Below are 19,286 nucleotides of genomic sequence, written 5' to 3'. Positions count from 1 at the left end.
ATGCGGTTGAAGTCACCGGCGCGGCCCACCCGCCGGACCGCGCCCCCGGCACTCGCCGGAGACACCGCGGCGCCGACACCGTCGGCGGTGCGGGTGTACACGGCGACCAAGCGGTTCGACCGCTCCGAGACCGATGCCCTCAGCCATGTCGACCTCACCGTGCCCGCCGGATCCATCACGGTGCTGCTCGGGCCGAGCGGCTGCGGCAAGACGACCTTGCTGCGCTGCATCGCCGGTCTCGAGACGCTCACATCCGGCCGGATCGAGATCGGCGACGTCGATGCCACCGACATCTCCGCCGAGGACCGCGGTGTGGCGATGGCCTTCCAGAACTACGCCCTCTACCCGAACAAGTCGGTCCTGGGCAATATCGAGTTCCCGCTGCGGATGCGGCGGGTCGACCGGGCGACCCGCCGCGAACGCGCTCTGCGGGCTGCCGAGCTGATGCGTCTCGACGGGCTGCTCGACCGCAAACCGAGCGAGCTGTCCGGTGGGCAGCGGCAGCGGGTCGGCATCGGCCGTGCCCTGGTCCGCGACCCCGCGGTGCTGGTCATGGACGAGCCCTTCTCGAACCTTGACGCGGCCCTGCGGGACACCATGCGCGCCGAACTCGTCACGTTGCAGCGGCGCCTGGGCATGACGGTCGTGTTCGTCACGCACGATCAGGTCGAGGCCTTGGCCCTCGCCGACCAGCTGGTCGTCATGCGCGCGGGCCGCATCGAACAGGCCGGGCCTCCCGAGGATGTCTACCGGACCCCGGCGACGACCTTCGTGGCCACCTTCCTCGACGGGATGAACACCTTCGACGCCGAAGGCCCGTTCGCAGCAGGATCGGCCCCCGGTGCCGCCACCGTCGGCTGCCGGACGGACCATCTGAGGATCGGCACGGGGGACGGGGACGACATCGATCTGCGCGGCCAGGTCCTCATGGCCGAACTGCGCGGACGCGACCGCCTCGTCCACCTCGACATCGGCGGCCGGCGCGCCCGGATGCGGGTACCTGCGGACACCCGGCCGGACGGGGAGATCGCGCTGCACGTGCGGCGGTCCGATCTGCACTACTTCACCGCCGACGGGGTGCGTTGCCCATGACCGCACTGCTCGAGGCCTCCGTACCGCGGCGCTTGCGGACACCACGGCGGTATGTACCGGCGCTGCTGGTGACGCCGGCCGCGACCTTCCTCATGGTGTTCTTCATCGTGCCGCTGAGTACGGTGATGGCGCTGACCCTGTTCGACTACCAACCGCTCACGCGTTCCATCCGTTTCGTCGGGCTGCGCAACTGGGACCGCATCCTGACCTCCCCCGAACTGCAGCAGGCCACGGTCAACACCGTGCTGTACGCCGTGCTGACGGTTCCGGTGATCGTCGGCCTCAGCCTGCTCGCGGCGCTCGGCATCCATGCCCTGCCCCGCTGGGGCGGACTGTGGCGCACGGTCTACTTTCTGCCGACGATCGCGACAATGGCGGCGATGTCGGTGGTGTGGCGCTGGCTGTTCTACCCCGGCACGGGACTGGTCGACTCCACCATCGGGCGGCTGACCGGTGCCACCGACTGGCTGCACTCCACCACGCTCGCGCTGCCGGCCATCGCCGTGATCGGCAGTTGGGCGGGTATCGGCTCGTCGATGGTGATGTTCCTCGCCGGTCTGTCCAGCGTGCCGCAGCACCTGCATGAGGCCGGCCGGCTGGACGGCGCCGGTCCCTGGCACAGGTTCTGGCACATCACCTGGCCCGCGCTCGGGCCGTCGACCATGTTCGCCCTGATCATCGCCACTCGCGACGCGCTGCGTGTCTTCGATCAGGTGCATGTGATGACCGACGGCGGACCACTGGGGTCGACCGAGACCCTGGCGGACCTGCAATGGCGGTACGGCGTCAGCTATCTCGACATCGGCAGCGGCTCGATCGTCAACACCGTCCTTCTCGGCCTCGTACTCGTCACCGTCGCCGCGCAGTACCTCGCCGGCGGACGCCGGCTCGAGAGGGCGGGTGCGCGATGAACACGACGATTCGGCGCCGCATCGGTGTCCACACGGCGGTCGCGGCCGGCGGCGTGATCATGCTCGGGCCCCTGGTGCTGATGCTCGCCGGCACGTTCCTCGTGGGCAACCCGTTGAACGGGGACCTGACGCCGCACCTCACCCTGGACCATGTCCGCGACGCCTGGGCCGCACTGGACTGGCCGCGCGTGTACGGCACCAGCGTGCTGGTGACCGGGGCGATCTTCCTCGCACAGGTGGTGACGTCGCTGCCGATCGCCTACGCGCTGGCACGCTGGGAGTTCCGCGGCCGAACGCTGACGTTCAAGCTCGTGTTGGTCTGTCTGGTCATTCCGGTCCAGGTGACCGCGATCCCGATCTACTTCCTGCTGTCGGACCTCGGTCTGCTCGACAGCTACTCGGCGTTGATCCTGCCGAGCATCGGCAGCGGATTCTGCATCTATCTGTTCCGCCAGTTCATCCTCGCCATCCCGGCGAGCATGTTCGACGCCGCCCGGCTGGACGGCGTCGGGCCGGTGGCGATGCTGTGGCGGGTGGTGCTGCCGCACGTCCGTCCCGCTCTGGTCGCCGCCGGTGTGTTCAGCGTCGTCTCGCACTGGAACGACCTGTACTGGCCGTCGGTCGTCCTGACCACCGACCACGTCGCGACTGTCCCGTACGCGGTGGCCGGGGTCTCCGGCCCGGACAGCACCGTGCCGCTGAGCGTGCAACTGGCGGTCGCCGCGCTGGCGGCGCTGCCGCTGCTCGTCTGTTTCCTCCTGGTCCAGCGGCACCTGGTCCGCGGACTGGTTCTCACCGCCGACGGCGAATAGCCATGGTCCGTATTCCGTATCCACGCAAGGACAGCACAGCCATGACCAGCATCGTCTCCCGGCGGAAACTGCTGCTGGCCGCGGGTGCCGCCGCGGTCACGACCGCCTGCGGCCGCGACACCTCCGGCACTCTGAGGTTCCTTGTCCCGAGCGGCACCCGCGCGCAGGCCGCGGGTGCCACGCTCGGCAAGGACTTCACCCGGCGGACCGGCATCTCCTTCGAGATCCAGCTCAGTGGCGGCGGCGGCAACTGGCAGGATGTCGACGGCCGACTGGCCACCGCGTTCGCCGCCGGTACTCCGCCGGCCATGGCCATGGTGGGGGCGAATGCCGTCCTCACCTACGCCGCGGCGGGCCTGCTGCAGCCCCTGGAACCCCTGATGGCGGCGGGCGGTTTCCGGCCGGACGACTACATCAGGCCGTTCCGACGGGTGAACCGGTACGACGGACACACGGTCGCCGCCCTCTACAGCCTCGGCGCGATGGTGTTCTCGTACAACGCGGATGCCTTCCGCAAGGCAGGGCTCGACCCGGACAGGCCACCGACCACCTGGAGCGAGATGCGGTCCGCCGCTGCCGCCGTGGTGGGCAGGCGGGCGGCACGTTACGGGGTGCTGCACTCCTACGACGCGGACTCCAACTGGACGTTCGAGAACTTCATCGGCTGGGCCGGCGGATCCCTGATGGACGCACGGCGACGGCGCATCACCTTCGCCGGCCGTCCCGGCGTCGACGTGCTCACCTACTGGCGTGGGCTGATCACCGACAAGCTGAGCACCCCGACGACCACGCTGGAGATGGACGACGCGTTCCTCCGCGGCGACGCGGCCATGGTCTTCGGCCCGTCCACCAAGCCGGTGCGCTACGCCAAGGAGGCGTCGTTCGACTGCCGGACTGCCATGGTCCCGATCCCGGACGGTGGCACCCGGCGGCTGCCACCGGGCGGAGGATCGCTGGTGATCTTCACCAAGGACAAGCGGGAACAGCGGGCCGCTTGGCAGATCATCCAGGCCCTCATCAGCGCTCCCGGGCAGACCGAACTGTGCACGAACACCGGCGAGATCCCCGTCAACGTGCACGCCACCGGCGCCCGGTACCTCGGCCCGATCATCAAGGAACAGCCGTACCGCCGGCCGGCGCTCGACTCCGTCCCGGACCTTGCCCAACGCTTCCAGTTCCCCGGCCTGCGGGCCGTTCAGATCAACGACCTGCTGCGGCAGAACATCTACGCCGCCCTCGCGGGCGCGAAGGAACCGCGGCAGGCGCTCAGCGACGCGGCGAGCCGGGCAGAAGCCCTCCTCGCCTGAACCGATCTCGCCCACTCCCCGGGCAAGGAGATCACCACCGTGCCGATAGCCCATGCCCGAAGGCAGCCGACACCCGAACCGGAGGACGCCGCCCGGCACACCCCGTGGATGCCCGCGGCCCCGACCACTGTGGAGGACTGACATGCCCGACCGACCCGAGGTCGACTGGACGGCGGTGCCCTACCGAGGGCTCAGCGACGGGACGCGGCCCGAACCCGTGGACCTGGCGGCGGTCGTGGCCGAGCTGCCCGACGGACTGCGCAACCGGCTCGCCGAGCGGGCCGACCGGCTCGGCTACATCAACGGGTTCCTCGCCGTGGGCCTGCACCATCCCGGCGCCGTCCTGGCACTGCTGGAAATGACCGAACAGCTCAAAGCCGCACTTGATCCCACCCACGTGCTGATCGTGGCCCTCGCCACGCACCAGGCTCTGGGCAACGAGTACGAGCGTGCCCAGTACCTGGACGTGGCCCGCGACCACGGCATGAGCGAGGCGTGGATCAACGCGGCTCAGGGGCGCGCCGTCCACGTCCTCAACTCCGCCGAGGAAGCCGTGCGCAGGCTGACACTCACTGTCGTGTTCGCGTCGCCTCCCATACCCGCTATGACCGCGGCCGGAGAGCACCTCGACGACCCCGCGCTGGTCGCGATCGTCCACCTGGCCGCACGGTTCGTCGCCACCTCGCGCATCAGCCACGCACTGGGCCTGCGGCCCATGACCGGGCACTCCCCAACACCCGACACTGATCTCGGCTCGCTGGGGTGATGTCTGCGGAACGTCCTGATGCCGGGGCGGTGTCGCCTGTCGCCGCGCTGTCCGGAGAAGCTCGCCGGGTATCTCGAGCAGGGGCCGACCGCGCACGGCTGGACGGCTGCACGGAAGGAAGCGACCTGGGCGGAAGTAAACGGGCCCGGGCGGCCTGCGGGGGCTATATCTGCTTTGAGGACGAGGCGGGCTTCACCCGCAGGCCGCCCAAAGGACGCACCTGCCACCGGTCCCGCCCCTGCCGGGCAGGTGATCGTCTTGTGCCGCTCCCGCAGTGCCAGCAGTCCGGCCAGGTACTCGCGAAACCCTCGCCACTGGGCCAGACGATGATGGTGCCTTCGATTACCGGCGGCTCTCCTTCGGGATAGTCGGTCCAGGCCGAGCGCCGAACCAGCAGCGGGTGCAAGCGGTCCCAGGCAGTAGCGACGGCCTTCCCGTATCGCTGACACGGGGATGCAGATTCCGTGGGCTTGCCGGAGTGGACGGACGTTTTTCATTATGGCCTGCGCCCGCTGCGACTTCTTATTGCCCAAGACCTCCAGCAAAGGCCGGCTCCTGGAGGCCAAGGACAACCTTCAGCGCATGCTGGCGAGCGTCCCGCTCAGCGACGAGGAACGCGCCGCTGTCGACGATGGCCAGTCCGCGCTCGACCAGCTGCTGGAACGGCTGGTCGACATCCCCACGCCGACCGGGACGACACCCCGCGAGATCGGTGTTCCGGCGACTGCGACGCTCCTGCCGATCGTCGCAGTCAACCAGATGCCGTCAACGAACGGCGAGTGACGATTCTCGGACGGACTTCACGACGGGCGGCACCCCGGGGTGCCGCCCGAGCGGGCGCCACAGGTCCGTGCATTCGAACTAGAATCCGAATCGTGGATGCGGAGGAGAGGCGGTCGAAAGCTGGGCCGTGGGCGCGAGCCGTGCTCCCAGACGGCCAGGAACTGGACGTGATCGCCACCGGATGGATCCGCAGCACAGACGGACAGTGGTGGCTTGAAGCCGAGGCGATCCTCCCTACCCGCTTCGAGGACACCGAAGGCCGCAGCCGCCCGACCGGGGCACCCACCGCGATCACTTTGGCCGCCGACCAGGTCACCCCCATCCCCGGCGAGGACTACGGCACCGTCCCCCGGGATGGCGCGATCGCCGGGCGGCAGTGGGTGCTCGAAAAGCTGCACCAGTACGCGGACGACGATCCGGCGCGCCGTCTTCACCGCCGCGACTGCTGGCAGGCCAAAGGGGAGCACGCACGGGTCACCACCGAGGACGCGATCGGTCTGCTCACCCAGCACGGCGTAGATATATGCGACGTATGCCGCCCGGATCGAGCACTCCGGCGCTGAACTCGTGCCGTACTACCCCTGCGCCCCGCTGGCGGCCGGTTCTCGACCGACTCCTGTGGCCGAGACACTGGCTGGATCGCCTACTGGGCGAATGCGGGGTTCCCCCACTCAATAAAGGAGTTGATGTCTGAAGACAACAAGGGAGACCAGGAGGATCATGTCGGACCACGGCGACAAGATCACAGAGGAGCAGGTGCAGAAGAGGGCCGCCCAGATCCGGGAGCGCCTGAACCGTGTGAGGAAGATCGAGGGTTTTGATCTGGTGGCGGCGCTGGACGTGGAGGCGATGGCGCGCCGGTCGCTGGAGGCGCGGGCCAGGCCGAAGCCGTCCGCGCACGAGGTGCTGAAGGTCATCCGGCCCGAGTGGGAGAAGGAGGCGGCGCAGCAGGGGCTGACCGGCGAGGCGCTGAGCGCGTTCGAACGGCAGATCCTGGCCGAGGACGGCCCGCAGGTCTACGGCGAGATGACGGACATCATCTACTACGTGATTCACCTCAACAGGGCCGCCGTCGAACAGATCGACCGGGACTCGGAGATCGTCTTCCAGGCGCTGGAAGTGGCCGCGCTGGCCGTCCCGGAGATCGATGAGATTCTCTCCCCGCTGGAAGCCTTCATCAGGGCCGAGGTCACAACGATCCAGGCAGTCGGCTCCACCGTGAGCAACGGCCAGGTCAAGCTCGTAGGGGTCTGGCCGGTTCCCGTCGTCATCGCCGAGTCCGACGAGGACTACAACTGGGACGCCGAGGATGCAGCCAAACGCCTGCGAGACCGAATCGGCGGCTAGACCGTCGCGGCGCGGTCCTCCGCCCGCCCGGGCAGGGGGCCGCGTCGGCTTCCCCGGCCTCCGCCGCCGACGTCACCAACCGCTGACACCGGCTCAGCGCCGCCACTGACGTGACCCTGCGTTCCCCGCCGACATCAACCCGACGCGCTGCTGGCCGACTTATCTCTGCCCACTGAAGTCTTCGGAGCGATCATCGCAGTGACCGTTCAGGTCAACGAGACCCGGGGCATGGTGCCGGGCAGCACTGCCTCGGTGAAATGGCCCCGGCAAAGACGCATGCCGCTCGGCCGGGACGGGATGCTCGGCGTCGCCGAGTACGTCGTCATTGCTGACGCCGACCCTCCGTACATCGTCCTCACCCGCCTCCAGCCGTACTGACCGTCCCTGACGGCCGAGAGGCCTGGCCGCCGCGGTGGTCAGCTAGCGCCCAGTGCTGGTTCACGGCCGGGTGAGCGTCCTGTGGCCGCCGCGACCGTCGGTTTCGCCTTCCTCGGCACCGCCCCGGCCCCACCGCGAGACACACCAGCTCGGAGTCGCTCGACTGCGGTGGTCCGCCCAGTCATCGGGTCTCCGTGAGCTCGTCGTCGATCTTCACGTTCAGTCCGGTGATGAAGGTGTCCAGGAGCTCGTTCGGCATGGGTGTCCCCGTTGCGACGTGCGCTGCTGGGCCGGGGTGTCAGGCATCGCGGTATGGCGATGCCTGACGCCTGACGGACGATCCGCCAGTTGTTACGCACGGTCATCAGACGGCGACGGTCTCCGTGGTCTCCGCCTCGTCCGTGATGGTGGGGTCTGAGCCCTGGGGCCCGGGCAGGGCGACGTAGACGAGCAGCACACCCATGACGGCGACGCCTGCCCACATGGCCTGCTGCCAGCCGTCGACGAAGGACTGTTGCGCGGTGTGGATCAGGTCCTGGGCGTGGCTGCCAGTGCTCGGGGCCACCTCGACGGCGTTGGCGATGCCTTCGCGTGCGGTGTCCGCGGCCCCCTGGGGGATGCCGCCGAGCTTGTCGTCGATGGCGCCGCGGTAGCCGTTGGCCAGGAGCGCGCCGAGCATCGCGACGCCCAGGGCGGTGCCGAATTCGCGGGTGACGTCGTTGAGGGCCGAGGCAACGCCCTGCTTGGCGCGGGGCAGGGAACTGGTGATGGCCTCGGTGGAGGGTGTCATCGACAGGCCCATGCCGATGCCCATGGTGAGCATGCCGGCGAGGATGGACAGGTAGCCGCCGTCGATGGAGACGAACAGTGCCATCAGCGCGAGGCCGAGGGCGGACAGGGCGACACCCACGGTCATGGTGGAGCGGGCGCCGATCTTGGCGGCCATCTTGGGGGCCAGGCCGGACGTCATCATCATCATGATGGCCATGGGCATCATCGCCACGGTGGACAGCAGGCCGGACCAGCCCAGCACGGCCTGGAAGAAGGGGAAGAGGACGACGGCGATACCGGCCTGGACACCGAAGACGACGAGCAGCGTGATGGAGCCGCTGGCCAGGCCGCGCTCGCGGAAGAGGCGTACGTCCAGCAGGGATGCGTCGCGGCGGTGCAGTTCCCAGGCCACGAAGACAATGGCGGCGGCGACGCCGACGGCCAGGCTGATCAGGGGGACGGGGTCGGTCCAGCCGCGCTCGGGGCCTTCCTGCAGGGCGAAGATGAGGCCGATCACGGCGATGGTGGACACCAACGCGCCGATGGTGTCGAAGGAATGGGTGGAGCGTTCGCGGGAGTTGGGCACCGACTTCAGGGTCATCGCCAGCGCGGCGACGACCAGGACCACGGGCAGCACGAACAGCCACCGCCAGTCCGCGACGTCCACGAGGAGCGCGGAGAGGAACATGCCCAGGATGCCGCCGCCCCCGGCGACGCCGGTCCATACACCGATCGCCTTGCCCCGTTCCTCCTCGGGGAACGTGGAGGTGATGACGGCCAGCGTGATCGGCATGATCATCGCGGCGCTGATACCCGCGGCCACCCGGGCGCCGATCATCACTGCGGCCGACGGGGCGAGCCCGGCGACGACGCTGGCCGCGCCGAAGATGATCAGTCCGGTGATCAGCATGGGCTTGCGGCCCCATCGGTCACCTATCGCACCCAGCGGCAGCAGCAGGGCGGCCAGGGCGAGGGTGTAGATATTGATGATCCACAGGACAGTGGTCTGTGAGGCGCCCCACTCGACGGCCATGTGGGTCTGGGCGACGTTCAGGCCGGACACCGACGCGATGACGGCCATCAGCGCGATCGACACGGTGATCAGGATCGCGCGCAGCTGACGCGCGTCCGGCGTGCCCCCGTCGCCGACTGGTACGGCTGCCGCCTGGGGAGGCTGGTTGCTACTCATGATTTCCTCTCAAAAAGGGCATGCGGGATCAGCGCGCCGGCGCGGGGCCGATCGCAAAGGGGTGGTGAAGCAGGAGGTCGCGCGGACCGCTGGGTGCGGTCGCGCGATTCGGCTACGGCAGCCGGGGTGTCAGGCGGGGGTGTTCGCGGCCTGGGCGGCGGCGAGGGCCGCGTCGGTATCGGCGGTGGCCAGCAGGGCGTTGATGTGGGATCCGGCCAGGGCGCCGGCCGCGGCGGACGCACCGACCTGCGCGGTCAGATCGGTGGCGTTGCCCGCCACCCACACGCCGGGGACGTCGGTGGTGCCGGCCATGGCGGAGGCGAAGCGGCGGCCCATGTTGTCGGGCAGGTCCTCCATCGGCAGCTTCAGCCCGTCCAGGCCCTCGGTGCGGGCCTGCAACTGGGTGGCCACCGCGATCACGCGCCGGGCGGCGAAGGTGCCGTCCGCCAGGCGCAGACCGGCCAGGGTGCCGTCCTCCTCGACGGCTTCCTGTACCTCGGTCTCGACGATGCGGATGCTGCGGGCGGCGAACCGGGCGCGCGTGTCCTCGTCCAGGTCGGTGCCGTTGGTGAAGTACACGAGGTCGTCGGTCAGCTGACGGAACAGCAGTGCGTGGTGGAGGGAAGCGGGGCTGGTGGCGAGGACGCCGATGGGCTGGTCGCGCACTTCCCAGCCGTGGCAGTAGGGGCAGTGCACGACGCTGTGGCCCCAGTGCTCGGCCAGGCCCGGCACCTCGGGCAGTACGTCGCGCAGACCGGTGGCCACCAGGACGCGGCGCGCGGTCACACCGCGGCCGTCGGCGAGGGTTACGGTGAACCGCGGATCACCCTCGACCGGTTCAGCGGGCTCGGCGGAGGCGACTTCACCGAAGACGATCCGCCCGCCGTATTCGCGGACCTGCCGGCGTCCGCGCTTGAGGATCTCGGGCGGCGGGGTGCCGTCCAGGACGATGAAGCCGTGCATCGCCGCGGCAGGCGCGTTGCGCGGGGTGCCGCTGTCGATCACGACGACCGACCGGCGCGAGCGCGCGAGCATCAGCGCGCCGTTCAGGCCCGCGGCGCCGCCGCCGATCACCACCACGTCCGTCTCGGCGGGCAGGGTGTCGCTCTCGTAGCGGGAAGTCTGCGCAGACATGTCGCGCCCTTTCGTCGTACCTGGCCCCCGTGCTGGACCAGCTGTATTTCGACGTTAAGGCCGCCTTGCGGCAATGGCATACCCTGTTGCCTATGACGCAAGAAGATGGGACGCTGGACAGCCTCGTACGCAAACGGATCCGCGCACTGCGCGTCGCACAGGGCTGGTCCCTGGAAGAACTGGCCACCCGCGCCAACCTCAGCCCGTCCTCGCTGAGCCGGATCGAGAACGGACAGCGCCGCCTGGCCCTGGACCAGCTCGTCACCCTCGCCCGCGCCCTGGACACCACCCTGGACCAGCTCGTGGAGAACGCCGCCGATGACGTCGTCATCAGCCCAATGATCAACGGTGCCCACGGCCTGATGCGCTGGCCCATAAAGGGCGACCCCGGCATGAGCGTCATGCGTCAGCGCATGACCGATCCGCCGCCCGACAATCCCGCCCGCATGCGCGCCCACCCCGGCCGCGAATGGCTCGTCGTGCTCTCCGGCACCGCGATCCTCATGCTCGGCCACCGCCGGTTCCGCGTCGAGACCAACCAGGCCGCCGAGTTCCCCACCATGATGCCGCACGCGATCGGAGCCGCGGGCGGCCCGTGCGAGATCATGGGCATCTTCGACCGCGACGCACGCCGCGGCCACCAGCGGGACACCGACGACAGCGGCGAGTGACGGCGCGCAGGGGCCCTGCGAGTAGCGGCTCCCGGCAGTGCCGAGGGGCCCTGCGGGTAGCGGCCCCCGGCAGCGCCGAGCGTCCGTGCGAGGGTGCGATCTTGCGTGGCGGGCAGCGCGCCAAGCCATCTCCTTGCGCATACCGCAAGACGCTGTGCGTTATGCGCATGACGGTCTTACGGTGGCGCCATGACCCAAGCGCATCAGCACACTCCCCACGACGACAGCGGCCACCACCACGGGCACGGCCACGGTGGTGGTCATGGTGGCACTCAGCAGGACGGCGACAGCGGGCAGGCGGAGATCCTCGACCTGGACGCCGAGGTCCTCGCCGAGCACATCGCATCCATCACCGCCTGGCTGCCACTGAAAGCCGAGCCGCGCCAGATCGTGGACCTGGGCTGCGGCACCGGCGCGGGTACCTTCGCGCTCCTCGAACGCTTCCCCGAGGCGCACGTCACCGCGGTCGACGCCTCCGCCGGCCACCTGCAGCTCCTGCGCGAGAAGGCATGCGCCCGCGGCGTCTCGGACCGGGTGCGCACCGTGCAGGCCGACCTCGACACCAGCCATTGGCCCGACCTCGGCACACCGGAACTTGTGTGGGCCTCCGCGTCGATGCACCACATGGCCCACCCCGACCGCGCACTGCGCGGCGTCCACGGACTTCTCGCCCCGGGCGGGCTGTTCGCCGTCGTCGAGCTGGACGGCTTCCCCCGCTTCCTGCCCGCCGACGCCCCTGAAGGCCGACCGGGACTCGAGGAGCGCGCCCACCGGGCGACCGACAGCTTCCACGCTGAACACGTCCCGCACCGCGGCGCGGACTGGGGGCCGATGCTGACCGCCGCCGGATTCGCCGTCGAGGACGAGCGCACCATCACCGTCAACATCGAGGGCAACCGCGGCGAGGCCATCGGCCGCTACGCCCACGGCAGCCTGCGACGCATCCGCGGCGCCGCCGCACCCGCACTCAGCTCTGAGGACCTCGCCGCCCTCGACGAACTCCTGGACGTCAACAGCCCGCACGGCATCCTGCACCGCGACGACCTCGCCGTACGCACCGAGCGCACCGTCTGGGCCGCCCGCCGCGCCTGACGGGCCTGTCAGTGGGCTGCCTGGTCTTCTGGCGGTGGCTGTTTGGGTGTGTCGGTTGCTGTCAGTGGTGCAATGACAGTGTGAAGGTGTCGGTGCTGGTTCCTCCTCCGCAGGTGGGGGAGCCGCCGGCGAAATAGGCTTGGCCGTTCAGGTGTGCGGCGCCGAAGCCGTGCCTGCTGCCTGGCAGCGCGGTGAGGTTCTTCCAGCGGTCGAGGTGCGGGTCGTAGAGGGTGACGTCGTCGAAGGTGTCGGTGCTGCTGCCGGGCCGGCATTCCCCGCCTGCGTAGATGACGCACCCGTTCATGACGACGGCAGCGCCGGCGGATCGGGCGGCCGGCAGGGGCGCGGCGCGCAGCCAGCGCTGGGTGCGGGTGTCGAAGACGTCATGCCGGGTGAGGTTGTCGCCGACGTCCTCCACGCGCCCGCCCACGACGTGGATGCGGCTGGCGAGCACTGCTGTGCCGGCGTGGTCGCGGGCCTCGCCGGGCAGTGGCGGGGCCTGGCGGTAGGTGTCCGTGCCTGGTTCGTAGACGTGATGGGCCGAGACGGTGCCGAATCCGAGTGACACCGGCGATCCGTGTGGGGTGACGATGCGGTGGGAATCGCGTCCGCCGATCAGGTGCAGCCGTCCGTGTACGGCGGCGACGGCGATGGAGCCGAGGGCGGTGGGCATGTCCGGCAGCCGATGCCAGTGGTCTTGGCGCGGGTCGTAGGCGTAGGCGTCCGGCTGCGGGTTCAGGTGCACGGCGTCGGTGAATCCCCCGAACGCGTACAGGCGTCCGCCCGACGCGGCCACACCCACGTGCGTGAGGGGTTTGGGCAGGGGAGCGTGGACCGACCACCGATCGCGTCGGGGGTCGTAGCTGTGGACCGCGGTCGATGCCCAGAGGGGGCTGGCTTCCCCCTCCTGCACGGTGCCGCCCACGACGAACAGCCGCCCGGCGAGAGCAGCCGTGCCTACCTCCCCCCGTCCCACCGGCAGTGGCGCCCGCGGCTGCCAGTGTCCGGTCGCGTGCCGGGCGGGCGAGTCTGGCCGGGCGGCAGCCGAACCGGCGGTGTTGGGCAACGCCGCGGTCCCGCCCGCGCCGGCCAGCACAGCCGCAACGAAGCGACGTCGTCGCATGCCGGGATCCTTCATCATCCGACTCCATTTCCGAAGAGCGAGGAGCGCATCAGCCGGGCGCCACCTGCGTGAAGAAAATTGCACCAGCCGGACGCGGAGGCGGTCCAAGACCTCTTCGGATGCCGCGATACCCGCCGAGTATCGTGCCAGGAATGGAGTGGCGCCTGGTGGGCTGCTTCCTCGTCGTGGGCGGGGAGTTGCGCTTCGGGTGCAGCAGCGGCCCGCCCGTACAGGGGTCAGCCGCCACTCAGCGTGCTGTCCAGCGGCTCGGAGCCGGTCCGCAAGCCTGCCTCTTCGAGCGCGGTCCCGCCGGTGTGGCGCTGACGCCCTCCGGCGCGGTTCTGGAGACGGAGGCACGCGCGGTGCTGGGCCGGGCCGAAGACATGCGTCGTACGCGTCGTCGGCGGCCATGGGTCCCGGCCATCTCGTCATCGGCACGATGGCCGGCGGCAGCGTCCTGGGCGGCCACGGCCCTCGTGGTCGCGTTCGGCAACCGCCGTCCGCAGGTGGGGGTTCGCATTCGGGCAGTCGGCTCGGTGTGTGGGGCTCCATGCTTGCGGGCCGTCGATTCGATGCCCTGATCACAGGCGTATGCCGGGCGGCGGCGGGCTGGGGTGGCAGGACTGTTGTCTTCGGTTTCAGCTCGCCGTTTATCCACTTGTGTGGTGCGGGATGCTGGGTGACATCCTTGGGTGGTGCTACTCGCTGATCACGAACATCGCATCGAGCTGCGTCCGCTGCGCTATCAGTTCCCGGTGGTCAGCGGCGACCAGTATGACGACAACTGGCTGGTCATCGGGGGTGAGGTGACCACGCTCGAGGGCAGTTGGTCCTTCACTGACCCCTGCCTTCTGACCGATGAGGCGCGTCAGATCTCGCCGTGGCTGCGCGCTGTCGGTGGAGCAATGTTGACGGGCACGCAGCCGGACCTTCACTTCCTGGAGCCTGTTGTGTCCTTCGGCCGCACTGGTTCGGGCTTCGTGCGAGTCCATCTCTCTCAGGAGGCGGCGCCCCCGTGGCTGGATGGCGATGAGCGCTTGGACGAGTTGGTCGTCGAGATCAAGGCCACTGCCGCCGGCCTGCGCCAGGCGGCGGAGGAGTGGGATCGTTGTCTGGCTCCGTTCCCACCGCGCTGAGGGTGCTCTACGCCTTATCACCTGCGTTTCTTCTTCGAGGTCGGTGTTCCGCACACTCCTTTGTGGCCGGAGGACGTCGAAAGTCCCCACGGTTCCCCCCTGCGTGCTGGAACGACTGCCTGTCAGCGCGGCCACGCGGGAGGAGCTGGAACGACTGTGCGAGTGGTACCAGTCGTCCATCGACTGGGAGTCCCCATCGGGCCCGTCGCCGTGGACCGAGGAGCAATGGGTCCTGTGCAGGCAGCAGGCGGACGCTGCGCTCGCTGGAGGCTCCGCGCCGCGAACTGGGCGGCGACTGGAGAGTCGAGGACCGTCGCGACGGCTCGTGACACCGGTACTCAGCGGTGGGCCGGCCCGTCAAAAGGGCACGCACACCACTTGCACGCGCACCACTTCGTTCGAGGGATGAGCCTTCTCACTGCTGCGGGATGGAGCCTCAGCTTCGCCGGATTGGCAGCCGGACCTGGTCAGCTACTACTGCACGTACGCCCGTGCGTGGAAAGCTGCGCGGAGGTATTCCTCAACGTCCGCGATTACGTGGAACACCGTGCCGGCGGCCACTTCGCAGCCTGGGAACAACCCAAGGCCTACGCCGCTGACCTATGCCGTGCTGTCGGGCTGGGTGGCTGAAGCCGGGCCTGCAGATGCTCGTTCCACCAATCCGGTGCCGTACGCCCGGCACGGCCCGTGGCCTGGCGGCCCGGCACCGTGAAGGTTCATGCTCAGGGCATCAGTTCCCATCGGGTGGCGGAGCTCTTTGTTCAGGTCCGTTCGATGCCGAGTTCGGCCAGAGCGGCGCGCTGCGGCCCGGTGAGTTTGTCGCGGCGGGTTTTGGTGTTGCTCATGAATACGCCCAGCCGGACTGGTACGGGGGTGTGGTGGCCGTCGGCCGGGTTTTCCTCTACGTGGCTTCTGGGGACGCGGTGGTGTCCTTCGCGGGAGATGTACTGTGCGAGGGCCGTTACGCTGCGCTGGAAAGCTGCTGGCAGCTTCCCCTCCGGCTTCCCGTCGTTCTTGGCCGCGGGGCCGGGGCGTTCTGCGGGTGTCACCCCCAGTGTGGTCAGGCGCTGCTGCTGCTCGGCGGAGAGGTCTGTCCAGTTGTGGGCTTGCTGTTGGAGCCATCGTCCGAGGTCGTTGCCTTCGAACAGTACGCCGGGGGCGATGCCGGGCAGGCGGTTGCCGGGTTCGTCTTCGGCGAGTTGGGCCAGGACGCGGTAGTGGCGTTGCCAGTCCAGGGGCCAGGGGCAGTTCCAGTCGGGGTCGAGCGCGGTGAGTTGTGCGGCGCGGGTCGCGGCGCGCTCGGGGTTTTTGCCCAGGCCGTTTTTTTCTGCGGAGGTTGGCGATCTGCCGGCCGATTGGCCGGGTGTCGGTTTCGGTGTCGCCCCAGTGGGTGTTCTGCCGTGGGGCGAGGTGTCCGTGTGTGTGGTGGTAGGAGCGGAGGAGGGCCAGTTTGGTCTCCCAGGCTTCTTCTCCGGGTTCCCATACCATGCCGTTCTCGTCCAGGAGTTCGCGGCGCCAGGTGTCGAGGTCTCCGGTGCGGGCCGCGCGGCGCTGCTGGGCTTCCCAGCGTCCCACGGGGAAGCGGCCCAGGTTCCCGCCGGCCGTGGTGTGCGCGTCGTAGGGGGTCGGGTGGAGTCCGGTGATGCCGTTCTCCTCCCGCCAGCGCCGCCTGGCCTGGTGGCCCTCGAGCCATACCAGGGACTGTGGGCGGTAGACCCGGGTGCGCAGGAACGCGGCGATGGTCGCCGGGTCGCGTGGGCTGGAGAAGTGCAGCAGCGCGGCCTCGGCAGCACCGTCGGTACCCTCCTCACCCTCCTGGCTTTCCTGGCCTTCCTGGTGCTCGCCGCGGCTGTGGCTGATGGTGCCGATGATCCGGCCCTGTGTGTCGCGCTGGATGTGTATGCGCCGCTGCCGGTGGCTGCGGGTGAGGGCGCGGGAGGCGAGTTGTTCGACCAGTTGTTCGGAGTGTGAGCGCAGGCCTTGGAGTACCGCGGCCAGGGGGCGGTACGAGGTGCTGGCGATCATGTTTTCCGGGTCTTCGCCGGGCTGGAGGAAGACCGGCACGATGATCCGTGCGGTCTTGGTGGTGCCGTCCGGGTTCGGCCGGAGTGCGCGGCCGATGTTCTGGACGATCTCGACCTGGGAGCCGCGGGTGTCGGCGAAGCAGACGGCTTCCACGCCCCGGGTGCCGGCGATGTCGGTGCTCTGGCCGAGTACGCGGACGCTGGCGAGGAAGGCCCGGTGCACCCGGCGGCCGGATGCGTTGAGGCCGTGGGCGAACTGGCGGATGGTCTCGCGCCGCTCGGCCACGAGGTGGTCACCGCACAGCCAGGCGGACCATACCCGGTCCGGGGGGTGTGCCTCCAGTTCGTAGAGTTACGCGCCGGTTGAGGATTCCGGCAGCTTCTCGGCTTCGGAGAGGGCCTGGCCGGATGCTTCGGTGGAGTACAGTTCGGCGGCGGTCTCGGGCAGTTTCTCCGCGAACGCGGCCGCCTCTTCCACTCGTTGGTGGAAGGTGATCACGGTCTTCAGGTTCCATCTGGCGGCGTGTTCCAGGAGGGCGGCCTGCAGCAGCGCCAGGCGGCGCCCGCGCAGCGCCTCCTGCGGCAGTTCCGGAGCCGGCTGGGGGTCGCGGATCTCCAGGACGTCGATCTCGAAGCCGGCGAGGATGTTCCGCTCGACCGCCTCCGCCAGCCCGAGCTCGAAAATCCTTCGCCGTAGGTGCCGTGCGGATCGGAGGTCATCGACGCGATCTCCGGTTCCTGGCCGTCCTTGTCCTTCTGCGGCCGGGGGAGGCGAGGATGCGCGGGGTGGCCCTGCTCCGCACTCAGGTTGAGGAAACCTCAGTGGGTGTGGGCGTGAGGGAGCGTGCGGAAGAGTTCGGCGCCGATCACGAGCGCGGGACGTTGGTCGAAGCGACACCGATCCCCTTCGTGCCCGCGTCGTGCTCGGCTACCTGCGAGCCGGGCGCGGGCTGGATCCGGCCGAGCTCGCGGCTCAGAGCCGGCCCGGACTCCTTCCGGTGTGCTCAGCTGTGTTCAGCGGGGAGCGGTACCGCCCGGGGACTCTGAGCCCAGGAGCGTGAGCAGCCCGGGGAATCTCTTCTCGATGTCCGCGCGTCGTAGTCGGATGCCCTTGCGGTTGCCGTAGTCGATCTCGTCAATGAGACCTGCCTCGCGCAGGACCCGGAAGTGGTGGGTCTGGGTCTGCTTCGAGATCGGAAGATCGAACGAGTTGCAGCCCCGCTCGCTGTCGCTGCGGTCGGCGGCCAACTCCGTCATCACCGAACGACGGTGCTCGTCGGCGAGGGCGCGAAACACCGCACCCAGATCGAGCGCATCGACCTCCGGGCCGACCAGGTTCCTCCCGGCCACGCCGCACCTCCTTCAGGTATGACTTGCATCGTACCTGAAGGGCGTGCTTCCCTGAATGAGGTACGAAAATGATCGTACCTTGGTCCGGTGCGCCGCCCCGTGCCGCCGCTCCCTCAGGCCCGGCCCGGCACTCACCGGGGACCTGGTCATCGACACTCCGAGAGGTCATCGTCATGAAGAAACCCGAGGTGCTGATAGTCGGTGCCGGAATCGCAGGGCCCGCACTCGCCTACTGGCTCTCCCGGAATGGATACCGGCCAACGGTCGTCGAACACGCCCGGCAGCTGCGCTCCGGTGGCAGCGCGATCGTCGTGAAGGGGCCCGCGATCCCGGTCGCCGACCGCATGGGCATCCTCCCGCAGCTCCGCGGGCTCGCCACCCGCAACCGGTCACTGACCCTGCTCGACCCCGGCGGCAGGCGAATCCTGCAACTCCCGCTCACCTCGGACAAGACTCCGACCGTCGAAGTGACCCGAGCCGACCTGTCCGAGGTGCTCCACCGGTCGGCGCAGACCGAGGCCGAGTTCTTGTTCGACGACACGGTCACCGCTCTCGACCAGGATGAAGGCGGGGTGGACGTCACCTTCCGGCGGTCCGCGCCACGGCGCTTCGACTTGGTAGTCGGTGCCGACGGGATGCACTCCACCGTACGGCGCCTGGTATTCGGACCCGAGCGGCAGTTCGCGAGCGACCTGGGCCTGTACGGCGCGACCGTCCCGCTGGAACCCGACGCCATCGAGGACCCGACCGAGATGACGATGCTGACCGTGCCGAACCGGATGCTGGTCCTCCACCCCTCACGGACCACTCCGCTCGCGATCTTCACCTTCCGGGCCGCACAGCTAGCGCCCCACGACCGCAAGAACATCGCCCTTCACAAGCAGACCGTGGCCGACGCCTACGCCGACGTGCGGTGGCGGGCACCGGAACTCGTGGCGGCGTTCCTCGACCACCCGGCTCCGTTCTTCGACCCCCTGACCACCGTCCGGATGCCCTCGTGGTCCCGCGGACGGGTCGTACTGCTCGGGGACGCGGCGGCGGCGACAGCCCTGCTGGGCGACGGGTCCAGCATGGCGATGGCGGGCGCGTACGCCCTCGCAGAACAGCTCGCCGCCCATCCCGGTGATCACGCCCGCGCCTTCGCCGCCTACGAGTCGCGGCTCCGCCGTGAGGTAGGCCCGCGGCAGCGACGCGTCGGTCTGCTCTCCAGGCTCATGGTGCCCCGCACCCGGCCGGGCCTCGCGGTGCGCAACGCGATGGGCCGCGCGGTCGGTCGCACGAACCGGATCGCCTCTCGCGAAGCCGCGAACCGGTAAACCGGGCCCGCACCGACCGGTCGCCGGTCGGTGCGCAGCTCCGCGGCAGCTCCAGGGTGTGTGAGGGGGGAAGACTGCGGTGCT

The 19,286-nt window shown here is 69.5% G+C and carries 17 protein-coding genes and 2 pseudogenes; 14 read left to right on the top strand and 5 right to left on the bottom strand.

Going from position 1 to position 19,286, the window contains the following annotated elements:
- The 10 genes and pseudogenes from NP777_RS36900 to NP777_RS36860 all read left to right on the top strand — a co-directional run bounded on the left by NP777_RS36900 (nucleotide 1) and on the right by NP777_RS36860 (nucleotide 7,396).
- Nucleotides 1–1,092: an ABC transporter ATP-binding protein gene (locus NP777_RS36900; protein ID WP_256654548.1), complete on the top strand. Its 1,092-nt coding sequence runs from the start codon at nucleotides 1–3 to the stop codon at nucleotides 1,090–1,092.
- Nucleotides 1,089–2,003, top strand: a complete 915-nt coding sequence (locus tag NP777_RS36895) for a carbohydrate ABC transporter permease (RefSeq protein WP_256654547.1) — start codon at nucleotides 1,089–1,091, stop codon at nucleotides 2,001–2,003. The genes NP777_RS36900 and NP777_RS36895 overlap by 4 nt, the downstream gene beginning before the upstream one ends.
- On the top strand, nucleotides 2,000–2,815 hold the full coding sequence (locus NP777_RS36890) for a carbohydrate ABC transporter permease (protein ID WP_256654546.1): 816 nt from the start codon (nucleotides 2,000–2,002) through the stop codon (nucleotides 2,813–2,815). The genes NP777_RS36895 and NP777_RS36890 overlap by 4 nt, the downstream gene beginning before the upstream one ends.
- Before the next feature lie 41 nt (nucleotides 2,816–2,856).
- On the top strand, nucleotides 2,857–4,122 hold the full coding sequence (locus NP777_RS36885; RefSeq protein WP_256654545.1) for an ABC transporter substrate-binding protein: 1,266 nt from the start codon (nucleotides 2,857–2,859) through the stop codon (nucleotides 4,120–4,122).
- A 142-nt stretch (nucleotides 4,123–4,264) separates the two neighbouring features.
- A complete protein-coding gene (locus NP777_RS36880; RefSeq protein WP_256654544.1) occupies nucleotides 4,265–4,888 on the top strand; it encodes a carboxymuconolactone decarboxylase family protein in 624 nt (207 codons plus the stop codon).
- Nucleotides 4,889–4,915: 27 nt separating this feature from the next.
- Nucleotides 4,916–5,137 (top strand): annotated as a pseudogene (locus tag NP777_RS48865) (IS630 family transposase); the annotation flags it as partial.
- A gap of 276 nt (nucleotides 5,138–5,413) precedes the next feature.
- On the top strand, nucleotides 5,414–5,671 hold the full coding sequence (locus tag NP777_RS36875; RefSeq protein ID WP_256654543.1) for a hypothetical protein: 258 nt from the start codon (nucleotides 5,414–5,416) through the stop codon (nucleotides 5,669–5,671).
- Nucleotides 5,672–5,838: 167 nt separating this feature from the next.
- Nucleotides 5,839–6,234 carry a DUF6233 domain-containing protein gene (locus tag NP777_RS36870; protein WP_256654542.1) on the top strand — a complete coding sequence of 132 codons (396 nt, stop codon included), beginning with the start codon at nucleotides 5,839–5,841 and terminating at the stop codon, nucleotides 6,232–6,234.
- A 157-nt stretch (nucleotides 6,235–6,391) separates the two neighbouring features.
- Nucleotides 6,392–7,018: a hypothetical protein gene (locus tag NP777_RS36865; RefSeq protein WP_256654541.1), complete on the top strand. Its 627-nt coding sequence runs from the start codon at nucleotides 6,392–6,394 to the stop codon at nucleotides 7,016–7,018.
- A gap of 198 nt (nucleotides 7,019–7,216) precedes the next feature.
- Nucleotides 7,217–7,396: a hypothetical protein gene (locus NP777_RS36860; protein WP_256654540.1), complete on the top strand. Its 180-nt coding sequence runs from the start codon at nucleotides 7,217–7,219 to the stop codon at nucleotides 7,394–7,396.
- A gap of 364 nt (nucleotides 7,397–7,760) precedes the next feature.
- On the opposite strand, the gene NP777_RS36855 is transcribed toward NP777_RS36860, so the two are convergent.
- Together NP777_RS36855 and NP777_RS36850 are read right to left on the bottom strand one after the other, a co-directional pair.
- Nucleotides 7,761–9,356, bottom strand: coding sequence for an MFS transporter (locus NP777_RS36855; protein WP_256654539.1), 1,596 nt, complete (start codon nucleotides 9,354–9,356; stop codon nucleotides 7,761–7,763).
- 129 nt (nucleotides 9,357–9,485) lie between these two features.
- Complete coding sequence (locus NP777_RS36850) at nucleotides 9,486–10,490, bottom strand: NAD(P)/FAD-dependent oxidoreductase (protein WP_256654538.1); 1,005 nt, start codon at nucleotides 10,488–10,490, stop codon at nucleotides 9,486–9,488.
- Between the two features lie 92 nt (nucleotides 10,491–10,582).
- Here NP777_RS36850 and NP777_RS36845 point away from each other — a divergent pair, with 92 nt between their 5' ends.
- Both NP777_RS36845 and NP777_RS36840 read left to right on the top strand, forming a co-directional pair.
- Entirely contained in the window at nucleotides 10,583–11,161 is a 579-nt protein-coding gene (locus NP777_RS36845) for an XRE family transcriptional regulator (protein WP_256654537.1), read from the top strand.
- Between the two features lie 189 nt (nucleotides 11,162–11,350).
- Complete coding sequence (locus tag NP777_RS36840; protein WP_256654536.1) at nucleotides 11,351–12,253, top strand: class I SAM-dependent methyltransferase; 903 nt, start codon at nucleotides 11,351–11,353, stop codon at nucleotides 12,251–12,253.
- 61 nt (nucleotides 12,254–12,314) lie between these two features.
- Here the strand turns inward: NP777_RS36840 and NP777_RS36835 are convergent, their stop codons facing one another.
- Nucleotides 12,315–13,376, bottom strand: coding sequence for a Kelch repeat-containing protein (locus NP777_RS36835; protein WP_256654535.1), 1,062 nt, complete (start codon nucleotides 13,374–13,376; stop codon nucleotides 12,315–12,317).
- 695 nt (nucleotides 13,377–14,071) lie between these two features.
- Between NP777_RS36835 and NP777_RS36830 the strand changes: the two genes are divergently transcribed.
- Complete coding sequence (locus tag NP777_RS36830) at nucleotides 14,072–14,512, top strand: WapI family immunity protein (protein ID WP_256654534.1); 441 nt, start codon at nucleotides 14,072–14,074, stop codon at nucleotides 14,510–14,512.
- A gap of 761 nt (nucleotides 14,513–15,273) precedes the next feature.
- On the opposite strand, the pseudogene NP777_RS36825 reads toward NP777_RS36830, so the two are convergent.
- A pseudogene (locus NP777_RS36825) lies at nucleotides 15,274–17,327 on the bottom strand (Helicase associated domain protein); the annotation flags it as partial.
- A gap of 223 nt (nucleotides 17,328–17,550) precedes the next feature.
- Nucleotides 17,551–17,886: an ArsR/SmtB family transcription factor gene (locus NP777_RS36820; RefSeq protein WP_030873914.1), complete on the bottom strand. Its 336-nt coding sequence runs from the start codon at nucleotides 17,884–17,886 to the stop codon at nucleotides 17,551–17,553.
- A 173-nt stretch (nucleotides 17,887–18,059) separates the two neighbouring features.
- On the opposite strand from NP777_RS36820, the gene NP777_RS36815 reads away from it, so the two are divergent.
- The gene (locus tag NP777_RS36815; RefSeq protein ID WP_256654533.1) at nucleotides 18,060–19,202 is read left to right on the top strand and encodes an FAD-dependent monooxygenase; all 1,143 of its coding nucleotides are present in this window, start codon (nucleotides 18,060–18,062) and stop codon (nucleotides 19,200–19,202) included.
- The last annotated feature ends 84 nt before the right edge of the window (nucleotides 19,203–19,286 follow it).

It is taken from the genome of Streptomyces rugosispiralis (genome assembly GCF_024505145.1).
In the GTDB taxonomy this organism is placed as follows: Bacteria; Actinomycetota; Actinomycetes; order Streptomycetales; family Streptomycetaceae; genus Streptomyces; species Streptomyces rugosispiralis.
The sequence above is the reverse complement of the archived record's forward strand: the minus strand, read 5'-3'. Positions and strand labels throughout refer to the sequence as shown.